The organism is Flavobacterium rakeshii, assembly GCF_009741375.1.
GTDB classification, from domain to species: Bacteria; Bacteroidota; Bacteroidia; order Flavobacteriales; family Flavobacteriaceae; genus Flavobacterium; species Flavobacterium rakeshii.
This window is the reverse complement of the sequence record NZ_WOWP01000024.1, coordinates 244,881-261,579: the sequence shown is the minus strand read 5'-3', so window position 1 is coordinate 261,579 and position 16,699 is coordinate 244,881. Positions and strand designations below refer to the sequence as shown.

Below are 16,699 nucleotides of genomic sequence, written 5' to 3'. Positions count from 1 at the left end.
CTTTCCGAACAGAGAAGTTAAGCCCGCTTGCGCAGATGGTACTGCAATTTGTGGGAGAGTATGACACTGCCTTTCTTTTGAAAACCCTATCCAATTATGGATAGGGTTTTTTTGTTTTTATACGGTTTGTATCTCTACGCATATTTATCTCTTTGCAACTATTAGTTGTGGAAATTCTACACTTTTGTTGTGTTTTTCTACAGGATTCTACAATTTTATTTCTTTTCCATAAGTGCTTAAGTATTTGTCTTACAGTTGTTTATTGTCTTTAGGGTGATGTTTGGCTCGATTGGTACGGTTATTTCATATTACATATACAAACAGCCAAATAAATAAATGCTATGAAAAAGAAAAATTTATTATTGGGACTATTATTATTGTTTGGTGTTAGTATGACAAATGTTATTGCGAATACAACATTAGATATTAATGGGGTTGTGTTACAGGGACAGGAAAAGGAATATGCTAAGATAGATACATCAGATGTTCCGGTAGATGTTTTAAGATCTATTAGTGCCAAGTACAGTGGTTACTCACTTGATGAGGCTTACTTATCGGATGATGTAGAGTACAAGGTTGTGCTTACTAAAGAGAAGACGAAAATAACAGCTATTTACAAAGCAACAGGAGAGTTTGTAAAAGAAGCTTAAAGATATATAGTAAGGTGATTTGAAGAATCTGGTAAATTCTTCGACAGAAGGAGATGGTAATACATCTCCTTTTGTTTTTATTAACAGTTTAAAATTCCAAAAACATTAAATTTGTGTTTATTTACTTTAGATTATAATGAGTGTAAAAATTCTGGTTGTTGACGACGATACTTCTTTCTGCTTACTACTAAAAACTTTCTTGCAAAAAAGAGGGTATGATGTTGTTACTGCGTTTAACGGTAATGATGCCCTTCAGGAATTAAACAAAGACTTCTTCGATATAGTTTTAACTGATATTAGGTTACCTGATAGCGACGGACTTGAAATACTTAAGTCAATCACACAAAAGGGGCTTAAAACGCAGGTTATACTTATGACAGGATATACTGATATCAAGACAGCTGTAAATGCCATGAAGATTGGTGCTTTTGATTATGTAGGGAAACCTATAAACCCAGACGAGATTTTACACACTATTCAGCAGGCATTATTAAAAAAAGAAACTAAAAAATCTAATACTGTTAGCGAACCTAAAAAAACAGTAACTGGATTTGTAAAGGGAATAAGTAGTGACTCTGCAAAACTATACGACCATATTAATCTTGTTGCTCCAACAAACATGTCGGTACTTATCATTGGTGATAGTGGTACAGGTAAAGAATATATAGCCCAGTCTATACATATGCAAAGTAAGCGAGCTAGCAAACCTTTTGTTGCAGTTGATTGTGGTGCTATACCTAAAGAATTAGCTTCGAGTGAGTTTTTCGGACATATAAAAGGATCTTTTACAGGCGCTGTGACAGATAAAACAGGACACTTTGAAGCTGCTAATGGCGGTACATTATTTCTTGATGAAGTAGGGAACTTATCTTACGATGTTCAGGTGCAACTGTTGCGAGCCCTTCAGGAACGCAAAATAAAGCCTGTAGGGAGCAATACTGAACAACAGGTAGATATTAGGGTAGTAGCCGCTACAAACGAAGATTTAGCCGATGCAGTAAAGCGAGGTGACTTTAGGGAAGATTTATACCATAGGCTTAATGAGTTTTGTATACATGTACCTAAACTAAGTGAACGTAAAGAAGACGTTATGATGTTTGCCAATCATTTTCTGGCACAGGCAAATGAAGAGCTGGAAAAGGATGTAGAACGTTTTGAACAAAACGTAATTGATCTTTTCCTTAATTATTCGTGGCCCGGTAACCTTAGGGAAATGAAAAACATTATTAAACGTTCGGTGTTACTTACCAGGGGCAATGCTATTTCGATGGAAGTACTGCCTCCGGAGATGGAGCAGTCTGCAAACGAAGAAATACAATTAAGTTATTCGAAGGAAAGTGAAGAAGAGGCTATAAGAAAAGCTTTAGAGCGTACAAATTATAACAAGTCTAAAGCTGCAAAACTGCTTGATATAGATCGTAAAACGCTTTATAATAAACTTAAACTATATAATATAGATCTTTAGTTTACTTCCTTATTTAGTTTTTCTAAAAGGGTTTCTATGCTTTTACATGCAGTATTAATTTGCTGCTCTATTTTGTCCCAGTTGCCAGAGTAATGTTTTTCTTCCAGCGTGTCAAGAACTTCAGATATATGGAATGCTTCAATTTGTTTTAGCATAGGTATCATTTTATGCGATACTTCCACAATACGTTGTTCGTTTTTATCTGCTAAAGCACTTTGTAAGTCAGCGCAGTTTTCTTTTGAACTGCCTATAAAAGTATCAATAATCATTTTTAAAGATTCGGGGTCGTTTTGCGTAAACTGAGATAAACTTCTCAAGTCAAAAAGCGGACGATTTTTACGTTCTGTCGTAGTTATTACCTGTGCATCTATTTCAATATTGTCGCCAAAAAGATTTGATACTATAGCCAATAGTTTATTTACCTGTACCGGTTTTGGATGAAAATCGGTAAATCCTTTCTTTAAAAAATAATCCTTTTCAAGATCCTTTCTCCCTGAAAGTGCTATAACCGGAATATTTTGCTTAATGGAGCGAATTTCTTCAAGAAGCTCAAACCCATCCAGTCCCGGCATTTGGATGTCGGTAAGTATGATGTCAAAATATTTATCGGTTAAAAGCTGAGCGACTCTTGATGAATTTGCTTCTGTAGTTACTACAGTGCCTTTATCACTAAATACTTCGTTTAATAGTGATAGCTGGGTTTCATCGTCATCTACTAAAAGAATCTTTTTATTTTTAAGGTATGGGTAAGTTGTAATTTGAACCTGTTGTTGCGTAGGTTCGGTTTTTTTACCTTTTTGGTATGGTATGATTATAGTGAATTCAGATCCTTTTCCTTCTTCACTTTGCAATTCTATTGTTCCTCCTAAAAGTTCAATTATCTTTTTAGAAATGGTAAGCCCCAGTCCGGTTCCACCAAATTTTTTCTCTATACCATCATTAGCCTGAGTGAATTCTTTAAATACATTAGCATGGCTCTCTTTTGCTATACCAATACCGGTATCTGTTACAGAAATGAAAACACTTTGATTCTTTATGTAAGCCAGTACTTCTACAGTTCCTTCCTGTGTGAATTTAATGGCATTACTGATAAGGTTAGTTAAAACCTGTTTAATACGATAAGGATCTGATATTATATTGTCTTCCAGTTTATCGTCGCTAACCCAGTTAAGTTCAATGTTTTTATTTTCTGCAGAATGTTCAAGGGTTCTGCAGGTATTTTCAATAAGTGTTTTTAAGTTAAAAGATGATTCTTCAATTGTGATTCTGCTGTTTTCCAATTTAGAAAAATCTACCAGGTCACTTACCAGTTTAAGGATATAGTCGGCAGATTCTTTTATGTTGTCCAGATACTGTTTCTGTTTACTGTTTATTTCAGAATTATTTATCAGGTCTGAAAAACCTATAATGCTTCCAAGCGGTGTTTGTAGGTCGTGTGTTACTGTTGCCATAAGCATTGTTTTGCTTCGCAACAGTTTTTCATTTTCGGTATTAAGTTCTTCTAATTGATTCCTGTAGTTTTGGCTTTTTGTAAGGTCGCTTAAAATTATCCAGGCAAAGATTATAAGTATAAGTAGGGCAGAAGCACCAATCCATGCCATTTTTTTAACGGTCGAAGAAATTGCCAATTGTGATGCTGCCATTTTTTGTGATGACCTCTCGATAATTTCTTTTTCTACCGAAGCCAGTATTACCCGAAGCTGATCGGAAATAATACGGTTTTCATCCTGTAGTAACTGCTCGGCACGATTTAATTTATTTTGTTCCTGCTTGTTTTTGTTTATCAGTTCTTCTATAACCTGATTGTAAGCAATGGTAAGAGAGTCGTTTGAGGCGAACTTTCTGATGGAGTCTAGTGTTTTTGGGGGTAGTGCCGAATTTACTACCTGGCTCCAAGTGTATCGTTCCTCAGGTTTTAACGGAGTAGCCTGGTTTACAAGTGAGTCTTTTACACTGTTTATTTTACTGCGAAAGTTTTTTTGTACATATTCCGGCTTGTTAAGTTTACGGTATTTAATTATTCCCGAAATACTTTTTCTTTTCTTGTTTATTAATAGTTGTATGGAGTCAAATTTTATAACCTGACTTGAGTCGGCCTCTTTTTTAATAAGGTCGATATCATTATTAATACTATCAATAAGTTTATTGTAGCTGTTGTAGTCACTATCAAACCCACTAAGCATAGCGGTTTTGCCTATGGCTTCAGACGTGTATAGGTTAGCTATAGTGTTGCTTATTTGTATGATTTTAGAATTGTCGTTTCCTGATGCGCTTTTAGATGCGATGTTAGAAATTTCACTATATACAAACCATACGGATACTACTGCAAAAATAAAGAGCAGCAGGTATCCGGCAATTACTTTCGATTTTACTGATTTGGGTTGGCCCATAACGATATTAATGCGTTAATGCATGTAAGTTATAACGCAGGCACAAAGGATTCAGTATTGAATAGAGTTTTTTAAGAATATATTAGCTTTTTACAATTACCCTCAAAAAGTTTATCTCTTCTTTTAGGTGTTGTATTTCGGCTTTAAGACTTTCTACAAGTATATCGTAAACTTCTTTATTTGCCTGATTGAACATATCTTCTCCCGGTTCAGATTCGCTTACAATCTCATTGAAAAGATAGTTGATGTTCACATCAAGGATTTGTACAATTTTGAGAAGTTTAACAACATTTAGTCTTCTGTCGTCTTTTTCAAGTCTTCCGTAATTACTCTGGGTAACATCAAGGTGGAGTGCCATGGTTTCCTGAGTAATTCCTTTTTCTTCTCTAAGTTTCTTAATTTTTTGGCCTATTACGTTCATGGTTTAGTTGGCAATAATTAAATTATAACTAATTTTCGGTTTTTTGTCTGTTTGTATTTAGTAAATACACTTTATTGGCTGTTATAAATATTGCAAGTAAGGTGTGCAAAACCGTAACTCTCTATAGTATTATAACTTGAGACATACTGTATTTATTTTATAAAAATAAAAAAGAAGTATTCCAACATGAAGTTAAAACTTAAATAATCGATGTATGACATGTTTTACCCGTTAAAAAGTAAATATATAGTTAAAAAATGATAGTTACTTTTTGAATTAATTTTTTAACAATAATAAAAAAGCCAGCTAATTAGCTGACTTTTATTTACTTTATGTGGTATAAGTAAGATTCTTATTTATTTATAAGTGATCTTGAAATTACAATTTTTTGGATTTCTGAAGTTCCTTCATAAATCTGGGTGATTTTAGCATCACGCATAAGTCTCTCTACATGGTATTCTTTCACATAACCGTTACCGCCGTGTATTTGAACAGCTTCTATAGTAGTGTCCATTGCAACCTGAGATGCATAAAGTTTTGCCATAGCACCACTTACATCATAATTGTTGTGGTTGTCTTTATCCCATGCTGCTTTCATGCAAAGGTGACGTGCAGCTTCAATTTGCACAGCCATATCGGCAAGTTTAAAAGCAATAGCCTGGTGGTTGAAGATTTCTGTACCAAAAGCTTTTCTTTCCTGAGAGTATTTAAGAGCAAGTTCGTAAGCTCCTGAAGCGATACCTAATGCCTGAGAAGCGATGCCGATTCTACCTCCTGAAAGAGTTTTCATGGCAAATTTGAAACCAAAACCGTCTTCGCCTATTCTGTTTTCTTTAGGAACCTTAACGTCAGTAAACATTAATGAGTGAGTATCAGATCCGCGGATACCTAATTTTTGTTCTTTAGCTCCAATTTCAAAACCCGGCATTCCTTTTTCAATAATAAGGGCGTTGATACCTCTGTGTTTTTTCTCAATATCAGTTTGAGCTATTACAAGATAAACATCGGCAGTACTACCATTTGTTATCCAGTTTTTAGTACCGTTTAACAGGTAGTGATCACCTTTATCAATTGCTGTTGTTTTTTGAGAAGTAGCATCACTTCCAGCTTCCGGTTCAGAAAGACAGAAAGCTCCAATTATCTCACCTGTTGCTAAACGGGTAAGGTATTTTTGTTTTTGCTCTTCTGTACCAAAAGTTTCAAGTCCCCAGCATACAAGAGAGTTATTTACAGACATAACTACTGAAGCAGAAGCATCAACTTTAGAAATCTCCTCCATAGCGATAACATAAGAAACTGCGTCTAATCCGCTACCACCATATTTTGGGTCTACCATCATACCCAGGAAGCCAAGCTCTCCCATTTTCTTGATTTGCTCTGTAGGGAAAATTTGTTTTTCATCCCTTTCTATTACACCCGGAAGTAATTCATTTTGAGCAAAGTCTCTTGCTGCCTTCTGAATCATTAGGTGCTCTTCAGTAAGTTTAAAATCCATAACTATCTAAATATTGTAATTTTGTTTTATTGCGCCCAAAAGTAATTATTTAATGTGAATTTTTCAATATCATTATTTAATTTTAGCACATGATTAGAGAAAACTATAACGTTTTAGGAGTTATGTCGGGAACTTCGCTTGACGGAGTCGATTTAGCCCATATTATTTTTAATTGCCAAAAAGGTGTTTGGAGTTATAATGTTATTGAATGTCAAACAGTTGCTTATAGTAATTGGTGGGTGGGCAGGCTTAAGGAAGCAGTGGGTTACACTAAAGAAATGCTTGAAAAACTCAACGATGAATATACGTTGTTGCTATCGGGTATTATAAAAACCTTTATTGAGGATAATGCAATAAAAGGTCTTGATGCGGTTTGTTCGCACGGGCATACAATTTTGCATCAGCCGCAAAATGGCTTTACACTACAAATAGGTAATAAGCAGGAGTTGGCTAAAAGTATTGGTATAACTACTGTTTGTGATTTTAGAGTGCAAGATGTGGAAATGGGAGGACAGGGAGCTCCGCTGGTTCCTATTGGTGACAGGTTGCTGTTTAGTGACTATAGTTACTGTCTTAACCTGGGTGGTTTTTCTAATATTTCGTTTGAAGATAATGGTAAACGTGTTGCCTTTGATATTTGTGCGGTGAATACAGTACTTAACTATTATGCCGGTAAGCTTGGCTTGCCGTATGATAATGGGGGTAAAATAGCTGCTAAAGGTAAAATGGTTATTGAAATGTATGCCGAACTTAACGAGCTTGAGTTTTATAAAAAATCATACCCTAAGTCATTAGGTTTTGAATATGTAAAGGAAGTGTTACTGCTGTTAATAGAAAAATATGATGCTCAGGTACAAGATGTACTTCATACTTTCACCATGCATGTTGCTAAACAAGTGGCAGATGTAATAAATGCATTGCCTCCGGGTAAATTGCTTGTTACCGGTGGTGGTGCTTACAATGTTTTTTTGCTGAATTGTATGCAGGAGCTTATGCCTGATACAACTATTGTTGTTCCGGATGATAAGACGATTCAGTATAAAGAAGCGCTTATTTTTGGTTTATTGGGAGTTTTAAAATTAAGGGGAGAAGTAAATGTACTTTCCAGTGTTACGGGAGCTGTTGGGGATCATAGTTCGGGGGTTGTTTTTGGGGTTTAAAGGATGCCTATTTTTTTTATGGCTTCAATAAGGTCATGGTCATCTCCGGCTTTACCTTCAAGAAACATGCTTTTTAAATTAGCCTTTCTTTTTTCAATGGCACTTAGTGAAAGCGGTACATAGTTAGGGATGTTTTTTGTGAGTATCCCCTCGCTTAGTCTCATGAGTATCTGCCTGTCATAATTATCCAGGTTGTACTTGTCAAAGTCTTTGTCGCGAAGTGACTTTACAATTTTACTGCTCATGTACCTCTCGCCTTCAAAAATAATCTTAAAGGCATTTACAAACTCATCAATATCGATGTCGCTTTTGCATAAAATGCCGTCAGGGTTAATTTCTTTTATCAGGCGATCTACCAAGGTAGCCTCGCTGTGCATTGTTAGTATTATAACTACACAATCAGGTATCGTTTCACGTATCAATACACCTAAGTCAAGCCCTGAAGTGATGTTTTTTTCTTCATATGGGGGAAGGCTCAAGTCAAGATACGCAATGTCAAAATGCTGGGTAGTTATAAGCTCATAAGCCTGTTGGCAATCCAGCGCTTTGGTGAATATAAGATTGTGTCCCTCAATGTTTTCGTTGCGTAAAACATTGATGTAACCGTTAACCGTCATGGGGTGGTCGTCAACGATAAGAATTCTTAAATCTCTCTGCATATACATGTCTATTAGGACAAATTTAACAAATTTTACGGTTTAACCGTAAAACGACTATTTCAAATTTAATATATTGCCACCAGTTTTTTAACATTTTTTTCAGGAAAGTGCAATATTCATATCTCATAGTAGATGAAGACGTCGGCGCGAAAGACACACTGGCACGACTTGAGGAGTTTCCGGAATATTTTTGTGCAGGGATGGCGAGTAGTAAAGACGAGGCTGTAAACAAGATACTTGATTTGCAGCCAATGCTTGTATTTATTGAAGTTTCCCCAAAAAGTAAAAAAACCGGACTATCTCTTTCTATTATTACAGAACTGTATCAGTATATTGACAATCTGCCTTATTTTATAATAACTACTTCTACTACTAAGCACGCTTTTGATGCTATTAAGGCGGGCGTTTCTGATTATTTGTTAAAACCACTTAACCGTTTTGAGCTAAGGAAAGCATTACTTCGTTTTGAGAAAACAAGTCCGGTTGCTTCCTGCGATACTATATGTATTAAATCATACGGTGATTATCAGTTTATTTCGCTTAATGATATTGTTTATCTTAAGGCAGATAATAACACTACTGACTTCCATTTACAAAATGGTAAAAAGCTTACAGCTTATAAAACGCTTAAGCATTATGAGGCAAGCCTGCCGTTTTTCTTTTTCAGAATACATAACAGCTATATAGTAAACAGTAACTATATAACCAGAATTAATACCGGTAAGTCATTATGCTATTTAAATAATAGTGATTTGTCTGTTTCTTTCTCTAAAACATTTAAGGATAATATTGATGCTATTATCCGAAAAATTGCTCCCGAAAATATATAATCAGTCATTTTACCCTGCAAATCGGTCGAGTTACTCGTGTAGGGGTATCATTCGCTAAAACTGCTGTAAATCATTGTGTTGAATAGTGTATTTAGTCTTAGTTTTGCTTCAATAAATAACAATAAAAGCAAAACAAATTAAAAATATTAACAATTAATACCTATCCAATTTTAAAAAATTTATTACCATGAAAAAATCACTACTTACTTTAGGACTTATCGCATTTGTTGGTTTAACAGCAGTTTCTTGTTCAACAGATGACAGCGCTTTAGAAGATACATCAGCAGGAGATTCAACAATTGTAGCGCCGATAGATAATGGAGACGTCGAACTTCCAAAACCTGTACCAAGCAACGGAAAGTAATCTTAGGTATTGCTATTAAATAAAATATATTATTTTTGAGGCTGTAGTATTAACACTACAGCCTCAAAAATTTTGAACAAATATCAACAAATACTCCTTTTTATATTATTGTTTGTTGCCGTTATTTCCTGTAACGACAAAAACAATAATTATTCTGATAAAGACAAGCAGATAACAGAAATGTTTGATCAGGTATCTGCTACAGATAGTGACAGCGTAAAAAAACAATTGCTTGAATCTGTTTATCAGAAAATAAATGACTATCCATACAAGGATAGTATTCCCCGTTATTATTTAATGCTAACAGAGGCTTATTATAATTCAAGTAATTATCAGGGAGCTTTAAAAATAGGTAAACAAAGTGTTGAATTAAATAAAGAGATTAAAGATACAGTTAATGTGGCTCAATCACTTTATACTATAGGTAATACTTATTATTTTGGTTTAGCAGATACCGATAGTGCATATATTTTTTATACTCAGGCAGAAAAATTATTTCAAGAATCACACCAGTATAGAAGTCTTGGTAAAACTAAACTTTACAAGGCTTATGTATTGTATTATTTAAAGGAATATCAGCTTTGTGAGACCGAAGCATTTAGGGCATTGGGGCTTTTGCAGGGTAGGGATGCTACCGATATTTATAATTGCCATAATTTGATAGCTGCGGCTCTTGATGGACAGGGTTTGCATGTAGAGGCGATTAAGTATTATGAGTTAGCCTTGAGGCAATTGCTTTCTTTTAATAAAGAAGACTCAAATGATATAGATGTAAACTATTATAAATCTACCTGTTATAATAACCTAGGTAATGTTTACCTGAATATGGAAGATTATGAAAAGGCAGAAGAGTTTTATCTTAATGCGCTTAAACTAACATCAAAAGAGTCTAATCCATCGCTATATGCAAAACTTCTAAATAGTTTGGCCTATGCTCGTTTTAAGTCGGGTAATGAGAAAGATCTACCTAAAATGTTTTATGAGGCACTTACCATAAGGGATAGTTTAGGTATTAGTTATGGTATTGTAGCTACAAAAAAATATCTTGGTGAATATTATGCAGCAAAAAAAGATACAGCAAAAGCAGTTGAATATTTAAGGGAAGCTTATACCAAAGCCGAAAATATAAGGGGATACTATGATGTTGTGAATACCTTAAAGCTTTTAGGTGAAATAGATAAACCAAAAAGTGCCACCTATTATAAAAGGCTTAATGTGGTTAATGATAGTTTGCAAAAAGTGGAACAGGCTAATAAAGATAAATTTGCCCGTATTGAGTATGAAACAGAAAGGCTTGAAGATGAAAAAGAGGCTTTAGTAAAGAGAAATGGCTTTATAATAGGTGTATCGGCAATGGTATTGCTTTTTATAGGTGCTGTTTTTATAATTTATTACCTGAATTCAAGGAATAAAAAGCTGGTAATGGAACAGGAGCAACAAAAGGCTAATGAAGAAATTTACCAGTTAATGTTTGAGCAACAAACTAAAATTGATAAAGCGAGGACCGAGGAGAAAAGTCGTATTGCTATGGAGTTGCATGACGGAATTCTTAATAATATTTATGCAGTGAGGCTTAACCTTGAATTTATAAACAGAAATACCGATGAGGAGTCGGTAGCGCAAAGGAAGGAGTATATCAAGCAGCTGCAAACGGTAGAATCGGAAATTAGAGGAGTATCCCACGATCTTAGTCGTAATGCAGTGTTCTTTGAAAAGAGCTTTAAAGATGTTATTGAGTCGCTAGTTCTTACTCAGAAAAATGAATTTAATACAATTTTTGATGTTGATATAGATGTTAATATCAACTGGGAAAACCTGCCTAATATTCAAAAAGTTAATGTGTACCGTGTAATACAGGAAGGTTTACAAAATATAAATAAATATAGTGTTGCCAAAAATGCTATAGTTGAGATAAAAAAAGGGTATAATGCTATAGAATTAACTATAACAGATGATGGTATAGGTTACGACCCTGATAAAGTTAAGGGAGGTATAGGGTTAAGAAACCTTAGAAAACGAACTTCTGTACTTAACGGTAAGCTGGATATTATTTCTGCTCCCGGAAAAGGTGCAAAAATTCATATTGTATTCCCTAATTAATGAGATAAATACAAAATTCTCATTTATTTGTTTTATATATTTGTGCCGATTTATAAAAATTCAACGAATGAAAGATTTATTAAAGAAATTCGAAAATAAACAGCCTGAAATAGTTTTTAACTGGAAAGATTCTGAGACAGAAGCAGAAGGATGGACAGTAATTAATTCCCTAAGGGGAGGTGCTGCCGGTGGTGGTACCCGCATGAGAAAAGGACTTGATATGAACGAGGTGCTTTCTCTTGCAAAAACTATGGAAGTTAAATTTACGGTTTCGGGACCTGCTATTGGAGGTGCTAAATCAGGAATTAATTTTGATCCGGCTGACCCAAGAAAAAAAGGAGTACTACAGCGTTGGTATAAAGCTGTTTCTCCGCTTTTAAAAAGTTACTATGGTACAGGTGGTGACCTTAACGTTGATGAAATTCATGAAGTAATCCCTATGACTGAAGAGTGTGGGGTATGGCATCCGCAGGAAGGTGTTTTTAACGGACACTTCAAGCCAAGCGAGGCCGATAAAATTAACCGCATCGGTCAGTTAAGACAAGGTGTTGTTAAAGTAATAGAGAATGCTACATTCTCACCTGATGTTAACAGAAAATATACTGTTGCCGATATGATTACCGGTTATGGTGTTGCAGAGGCTGTACGTCATTTCTACGCTATTTATGGTGGTGATGTAAAAGGTAAAAAAGCAATCGTTCAGGGCTTTGGTAACGTAGGTTCGGCAGCGGCTTTCTACCTTGCAGAAATGGGAGCTAAAGTTATTGGTATTATTGATCGTGACGGAGGTCTTCTAAATGAGAACGGATTCTCTTTTGAAGAAATAAGAGAGCTTTTTCTTAACAAAGACGGTAACAAGCTTGTTGCAGATAATATGATTCCGTTTGAGGAAATCAACGATAAGATATGGAAAACAGGTGCAGAAATATTTGCTCCTTGTGCAGCGTCAAGACTGGTTACTAAAGATCAAATTGATAACATGATTGCTTCTGGTCTTGAAGTTATTTCTTGTGGTGCTAACGTACCGTTTGCTGACAAAGAAATTTTCTTTGGTCCTATTATGGAAGAGACAGACAGTAAAGTGAGTCTTATTCCAGACTTTATCTCTAACTGTGGTATGGCAAGAGTATTTGCTTACTTTATGGAGAAAAAAGTAGGCATGACAGATGAGGCTGTATTTAACGATACATCTGAAACTATTAGAAAAGCAATTGAAAGAGTACACGAGCAAAACAGTTCTAAGCTAAACATAAGCAATACTGCTTTTGAAATTGCTTTAAAACAACTGGTGTAACACATCTTTAAATTTTATACATTTAATGACAGATATTTTTATCTGTCATTTTTTTATTATGACATATCAGGAAACCATAGAGTGGATGTTCAATCAGTTACCCATGTACCAAACACAGGGGGCTTCTGCATTTAAAAAAGATCTTACCAATACGCTATTACTGGCAAAGCATTTAAATAACCCTGAGAACGGGTTTAAATCGGTTCATGTTGCAGGTACAAACGGTAAGGGGTCGGTATCAAATATGCTGGCTTCCATATTACAGGAGGCAGGGTATAAGGTAGGTTTGTATACTTCGCCGCACTTAAAGGATTTTAGGGAGCGTATAAAAATAAACGGAGAGGATATATCTAAGGAATTTGTAATGGATTTCATGGATAAGAATAAACGTTTTTTTGAAGCCAGTCAGCTTAGTTTTTTTGAAATGACCGTTGGTTTGGCATTCGATTATTTTACCAAAGAGAAAGTAGATGTAGCTATTGTTGAAACCGGAATGGGAGGCAGGCTGGATTCTACTAATATTGTAACTCCGTTGGTTTCGGTTATAACCAATATAGGTTTTGATCATACTCAGTTTCTTGGTAATACCTTGGAGAAAATAGCTTTTGAGAAAGCGGGTATTATTAAAAATAATGTTCCGGTAGTTATAGGGGAGTACACTCCCGAAACCAAGGCGGTTTTTGAAACCAAAGCAAAGGAAATGCAGTCGGATATAACTTTTGCTTCTGATGTAAATTTTCCGGTGTATGAGTCGGATCTTACAGGGGACTACCAAAAGCAGAACAGGAAAACGGTTTTAGCAACCATAAATGTTTTAAAGCACTATTTTGATATTACAGAAGAAGCCTTGGTAAACGGGTTGCTAAATGTGGTAAAAAATACTGGTTTTATGGGTAGATGGCAGGTAATACATCAAAACCCTACAGCGGTTTGTGATACGGCACATAACAGTCACGGACTAAAAATTGTACTTAATCAGATAGCGCAGCAAAAATTTAAGGATTTAAGAATTGTTTTTGGAGTGGTGAATGATAAAGACCTGACCGAAATTTTACCTTTAATGCCAAAAAATGCCATTTATTATTTTTGTAAACCAAATGTTATGCGTGGTCTTGATGAAAAAAATCTTCAGGAGAAATTTTTAGGTTACGATTTGAAAGGGGGTGTATATTATTCTGTTGCAGATGCTTATGAAAACGCATTGGCAGATGCCGATGAAAATGATTTTGTTTATGTAGGTGGAAGTACATTTGTGGTAGCAGAAATTTTATAATTTTTTAAAATAATGTTTGCAAATACAAAAAAACACTCTATATTTGCACTCGCAATAAGGAACTAAATATAGGGGCAGAATTGCAGACATATCGGGCGATTAGCTCAGTTGGTTCAGAGCACCTCGTTTACACCGAGGGGGTCGGGGGTTCGAATCCCTCATCGCCCACAACAAAAAGCGACATTATTTACAATGTCGCTTTTTTTATATTCTGGTAGTTTCTTCATCAAGTGAGGCAGACTTAACCTCTTTACTCTTACCAGATCCAAAATAATAGGTAGCCTGCACAAAAAATCGACGGGTTTCCCAGCGGTTAGTCCAGTCTGTAGATACATTATTAACCTGGGTGGTATGATTGTAAATGCTTTTCTTTAATATATTAGAACATCCGGCAGTCAGCACCAGTTTCTTGTTCAGTAAACTTTTTTTACCCGAAAGGCTGATGTCATAGGTGGCTTTAGAGAAACCGTTTGGTGTGATAGATCGTCCGTTGTAAAAACCATTTGCAGTTAGTTTCCAGTCACCTTTTAACTCAATACCCTGATATAGGTTAATATCATAGCCATAACCGGTACCCTTATAGGTAAAGTTTTCAATGTCTGATTTTTCACTATTGAGGTATGTATCTAAGCTTAGTTGTACGGTCCACCATTTAACAGGCTGGTAAGGTACAGAAACCGAAACCCCAAACCTATTGCCGTTTGCTGCATTGGCATCATAAGTAATATTATAGTTTTTATCACGCTGATAATTTATAACTTGTGTGAAACCGTTTTTAAACAAATATCCATAAAGACTAATGTTAAGCATGCTTTTGTAGATATAATTCAACTGAAAACTGTTGTAATACTGTGGGCTTAGCGCAGAATTTCCTGTTTGTAGTGTGTAGGCATCTATATACTGATAGTAAGGGTTCAGTGATAGGTAATCTGGTCTGCCTATCCTTCTGCTGTAGCTAAACTGGTACTGGTGGTTCTCATTTTTGTAACCAAATGAAAATGAAGGAAACAAATTGGTGTATTCGCCCTTGTTTACCTGTGCGTTTAATGGTGATGCTGCTGTAAATCTGTAATATTCTGCTCTTAGTCCAGCCTGCACATTCCAATATCCAAATTCGGCTGAAGCCTGTAAATACACACTTGCCAGCTTCTCATTATACTTAAAATCATTTACCAGCAGGCTGTCCGGTATAAACAAAAGGGCTGTATTATTAGCTTCATAGCCGTTGTAATAGTCCATTTTTACGTAGGCATATTTAGCTCCGGTTTCAAGATTGATGTTATTGGTAAGCTTTTGATTAAAATCAGCCTGAACATTAGTAATGGTGTATGCTGTTTTATTTTTACCATCCAGATTCAGGTATGTTTCATCGGCATAATCATTACGCTGAAAACCATTTCGCTCTGTACTGTATTGTGCAAAATTTGCCTGTAGGTCAAGTTTGGTGGCGAGGCTGTCTGAAGTAAAATTGTAAAAAAGATTGCCGCTTACACGGCTCTCGGGTGCATTAAAGTGCTGACTGAGGTTTACCCTGTTTTGTGGTGTATTGTTAAGGTATTCGTTAGTGTAGCCATTAGTCGTTTCAGTACAGCTTACTTTATAATACTGCCACTCGGTACTAATTACCTGATTCCGGTTAATTTTACGCTCAATCGCAGTGTTAAAACTTCCCGATTTTGTGACTGGTAACCAGGTGTTATACTGATCAATAATTCTTTCGCCTTCTTCGATGGCTATGGATTGCTTTATGTGTCTGTGGTTAACTGATTCACCGTTGTAGTACGAGCCATTTGCTGTAATAGTCCAAAACGAATCGTTGTAAAATAATCTTCCTCCTTGCTGGTTTTTAAAATATTCACCATAATATGCTGCTGTATTTACACTGCCCGAAAGCCCCCTCATATAATTTTTTTTAAGTACAATGTTTATTATGCCCGCCGTTCCTGCTGCTTCATATCGAGCAGAGGGTTGTGATATGATTTCAATAGATTTAATATCAGATCCTTTTAAAGATCTTATATATTCGCGTAGGGCATCGCCGGTTAATAGGCTTTTTTTTCTGTTAATCATTATTTGTAGGTCAGCACTACCTCTATATACCAAATTTTCATCTTTATCAAGATGCATGCCTGGTACAAGTTGTATAGTTTCAAGTCCGTTATTGCCGTTGCCTATACCCGCAGCCTCAACGTTAAAAATAGTTTTATCGCCTTTCATGCTCATGGCTTTTTGTTGCACATCTATTACTATTTCATTAAGCTGCTCCTGTTGTGGAGTAAGAATGATATTTATTTCCTGAGGCAGATTAATTATACTAATTTCCTGCGTATAGGTAACAAAGCCAAGAAAACTGACGGTAAGGGTGCCGATAGTGAATTTGGCAGGGATGTTTAGTGTATAGCTGCCCGCATCATCGGTTTCAGTATAAGCTATCGTGGTATCTTCATGGGTAACATATACAGATGCAAAGGAAACACTGTTGGTATTCTGTTCTTTCACTACACCTTTAATCTTAGTTTGTGCTAATGCTGATACCGTGGTGAAAAGTATAAGCGTAATAAATAGTATTTTTTTCATTGTTGTATTAATTTTATACTA

Annotated in this window: 13 protein-coding genes and 1 tRNA gene; 9 read left to right on the top strand and 5 right to left on the bottom strand. The window is 35.5% G+C overall.

Features of this window, described 5'->3' with window-relative positions; translation table 11 throughout:
• Nucleotides 1-341: 341 nt before the first annotated feature.
• Both GN157_RS08620 and GN157_RS08615 read left to right on the top strand, forming a co-directional pair.
• Nucleotides 342-650, top strand: a complete 309-nt coding sequence (locus GN157_RS08620) for a hypothetical protein (protein WP_157482955.1) — start codon at nucleotides 342-344, stop codon at nucleotides 648-650.
• Between the two features lie 136 nt (nucleotides 651-786).
• Nucleotides 787-2,115, top strand: coding sequence for a sigma-54-dependent transcriptional regulator (locus GN157_RS08615; RefSeq protein WP_157482954.1), 1,329 nt, complete (start codon nucleotides 787-789; stop codon nucleotides 2,113-2,115).
• On the opposite strand, the gene GN157_RS08610 is transcribed toward GN157_RS08615, so the two are convergent.
• The 3 genes from GN157_RS08610 to GN157_RS08600 form a co-directional block, all read right to left on the bottom strand.
• A complete protein-coding gene (locus tag GN157_RS08610; protein ID WP_157482952.1) occupies nucleotides 2,112-4,505 on the bottom strand; it encodes an ATP-binding response regulator in 2,394 nt (797 codons plus the stop codon). The genes GN157_RS08615 and GN157_RS08610 overlap by 4 nt on opposite strands.
• An 82-nt stretch (nucleotides 4,506-4,587) precedes the next feature.
• Entirely contained in the window at nucleotides 4,588-4,926 is a 339-nt protein-coding gene (locus GN157_RS08605; RefSeq protein ID WP_157482950.1) for a helix-turn-helix domain-containing protein, read from the bottom strand.
• Between the two features lie 352 nt (nucleotides 4,927-5,278).
• Nucleotides 5,279-6,421 (bottom strand): acyl-CoA dehydrogenase, encoded by a 1,143-nt coding sequence (locus GN157_RS08600; protein WP_157482948.1) that lies wholly within the window; start codon nucleotides 6,419-6,421, stop codon nucleotides 5,279-5,281.
• An 89-nt stretch (nucleotides 6,422-6,510) separates the two neighbouring features.
• Between GN157_RS08600 and GN157_RS08595 the strand changes: the two genes are divergently transcribed.
• Nucleotides 6,511-7,581 (top strand): anhydro-N-acetylmuramic acid kinase, encoded by a 1,071-nt coding sequence (locus GN157_RS08595; RefSeq protein ID WP_157482946.1) that lies wholly within the window; start codon nucleotides 6,511-6,513, stop codon nucleotides 7,579-7,581.
• Here the strand turns inward: GN157_RS08595 and GN157_RS08590 are convergent.
• On the bottom strand, nucleotides 7,578-8,240 hold the full coding sequence (locus GN157_RS08590) for a response regulator (protein ID WP_197429423.1): 663 nt from the start codon (nucleotides 8,238-8,240) through the stop codon (nucleotides 7,578-7,580). The genes GN157_RS08595 and GN157_RS08590 overlap by 4 nt on opposite strands.
• Before the next feature lie 107 nt (nucleotides 8,241-8,347).
• Here GN157_RS08590 and GN157_RS08585 point away from each other — a divergent pair, with 107 nt between their 5' ends.
• The 6 genes from GN157_RS08585 (at nucleotide 8,348) to GN157_RS08560 (ending at nucleotide 14,269) form a co-directional block, all read left to right on the top strand.
• Complete coding sequence (locus GN157_RS08585; protein ID WP_157482942.1) at nucleotides 8,348-9,070, top strand: LytR/AlgR family response regulator transcription factor; 723 nt, start codon at nucleotides 8,348-8,350, stop codon at nucleotides 9,068-9,070.
• 187 nt (nucleotides 9,071-9,257) lie between these two features.
• Nucleotides 9,258-9,434, top strand: a complete 177-nt coding sequence (locus tag GN157_RS08580) for a hypothetical protein (protein WP_157482940.1) — start codon at nucleotides 9,258-9,260, stop codon at nucleotides 9,432-9,434.
• Between the two features lie 72 nt (nucleotides 9,435-9,506).
• Entirely contained in the window at nucleotides 9,507-11,534 is a 2,028-nt protein-coding gene (locus GN157_RS08575) for a tetratricopeptide repeat-containing sensor histidine kinase (RefSeq protein ID WP_157482939.1), read from the top strand.
• A 67-nt stretch (nucleotides 11,535-11,601) separates the two neighbouring features.
• Nucleotides 11,602-12,828 carry a Glu/Leu/Phe/Val dehydrogenase dimerization domain-containing protein gene (locus GN157_RS08570; protein ID WP_035136290.1) on the top strand — a complete coding sequence of 409 codons (1,227 nt, stop codon included), beginning with the start codon at nucleotides 11,602-11,604 and terminating at the stop codon, nucleotides 12,826-12,828.
• Between the two features lie 58 nt (nucleotides 12,829-12,886).
• Nucleotides 12,887-14,101 (top strand): bifunctional folylpolyglutamate synthase/dihydrofolate synthase, encoded by a 1,215-nt coding sequence (locus GN157_RS08565; RefSeq protein ID WP_157482980.1) that lies wholly within the window; start codon nucleotides 12,887-12,889, stop codon nucleotides 14,099-14,101.
• Nucleotides 14,102-14,194: 93 nt separating this feature from the next.
• Nucleotides 14,195-14,269 (top strand) — tRNA-Val (locus tag GN157_RS08560).
• Between the two features lie 36 nt (nucleotides 14,270-14,305).
• Here GN157_RS08560 and GN157_RS08555 read toward each other — a convergent pair.
• Nucleotides 14,306-16,678, bottom strand: a complete 2,373-nt coding sequence (locus GN157_RS08555; protein ID WP_157482937.1) for an outer membrane beta-barrel family protein — start codon at nucleotides 16,676-16,678, stop codon at nucleotides 14,306-14,308.
• Nucleotides 16,679-16,699 lie beyond the last annotated feature (21 nt).

What these genes read in the sequence shown, in the direction of transcription:
- GN157_RS08620 (WP_157482955.1), top strand. Translation starts at nt 342, where the DNA reads ATGAAAAAGAAAAATTTATTATTGGGACTATTATTATTGTTTGGTGTT.
- GN157_RS08615 (WP_157482954.1), top strand. Translation starts at nt 787, where the DNA reads ATGAGTGTAAAAATTCTGGTTGTTGACGACGATACTTCTTTCTGCTTA.
- GN157_RS08610 (WP_157482952.1), bottom strand. Translation starts at nt 4,505, where the DNA reads ATGGGCCAACCCAAATCAGTAAAATCGAAAGTAATTGCCGGATACCTG.
- GN157_RS08605 (WP_157482950.1), bottom strand. Translation starts at nt 4,926, where the DNA reads ATGAACGTAATAGGCCAAAAAATTAAGAAACTTAGAGAAGAAAAAGGA.
- GN157_RS08600 (WP_157482948.1), bottom strand. Translation starts at nt 6,421, where the DNA reads ATGGATTTTAAACTTACTGAAGAGCACCTAATGATTCAGAAGGCAGCA.
- GN157_RS08595 (WP_157482946.1), top strand. Translation starts at nt 6,511, where the DNA reads ATGATTAGAGAAAACTATAACGTTTTAGGAGTTATGTCGGGAACTTCG.
- GN157_RS08590 (WP_197429423.1), bottom strand. Translation starts at nt 8,240, where the DNA reads ATGCAGAGAGATTTAAGAATTCTTATCGTTGACGACCACCCCATGACG.
- GN157_RS08580 (WP_157482940.1), top strand. Translation starts at nt 9,258, where the DNA reads ATGAAAAAATCACTACTTACTTTAGGACTTATCGCATTTGTTGGTTTA.
- GN157_RS08570 (WP_035136290.1), top strand. Translation starts at nt 11,602, where the DNA reads ATGAAAGATTTATTAAAGAAATTCGAAAATAAACAGCCTGAAATAGTT.
- GN157_RS08565 (WP_157482980.1), top strand. Translation starts at nt 12,887, where the DNA reads ATGACATATCAGGAAACCATAGAGTGGATGTTCAATCAGTTACCCATG.
- GN157_RS08555 (WP_157482937.1), bottom strand. Translation starts at nt 16,678, where the DNA reads ATGAAAAAAATACTATTTATTACGCTTATACTTTTCACCACGGTATCA.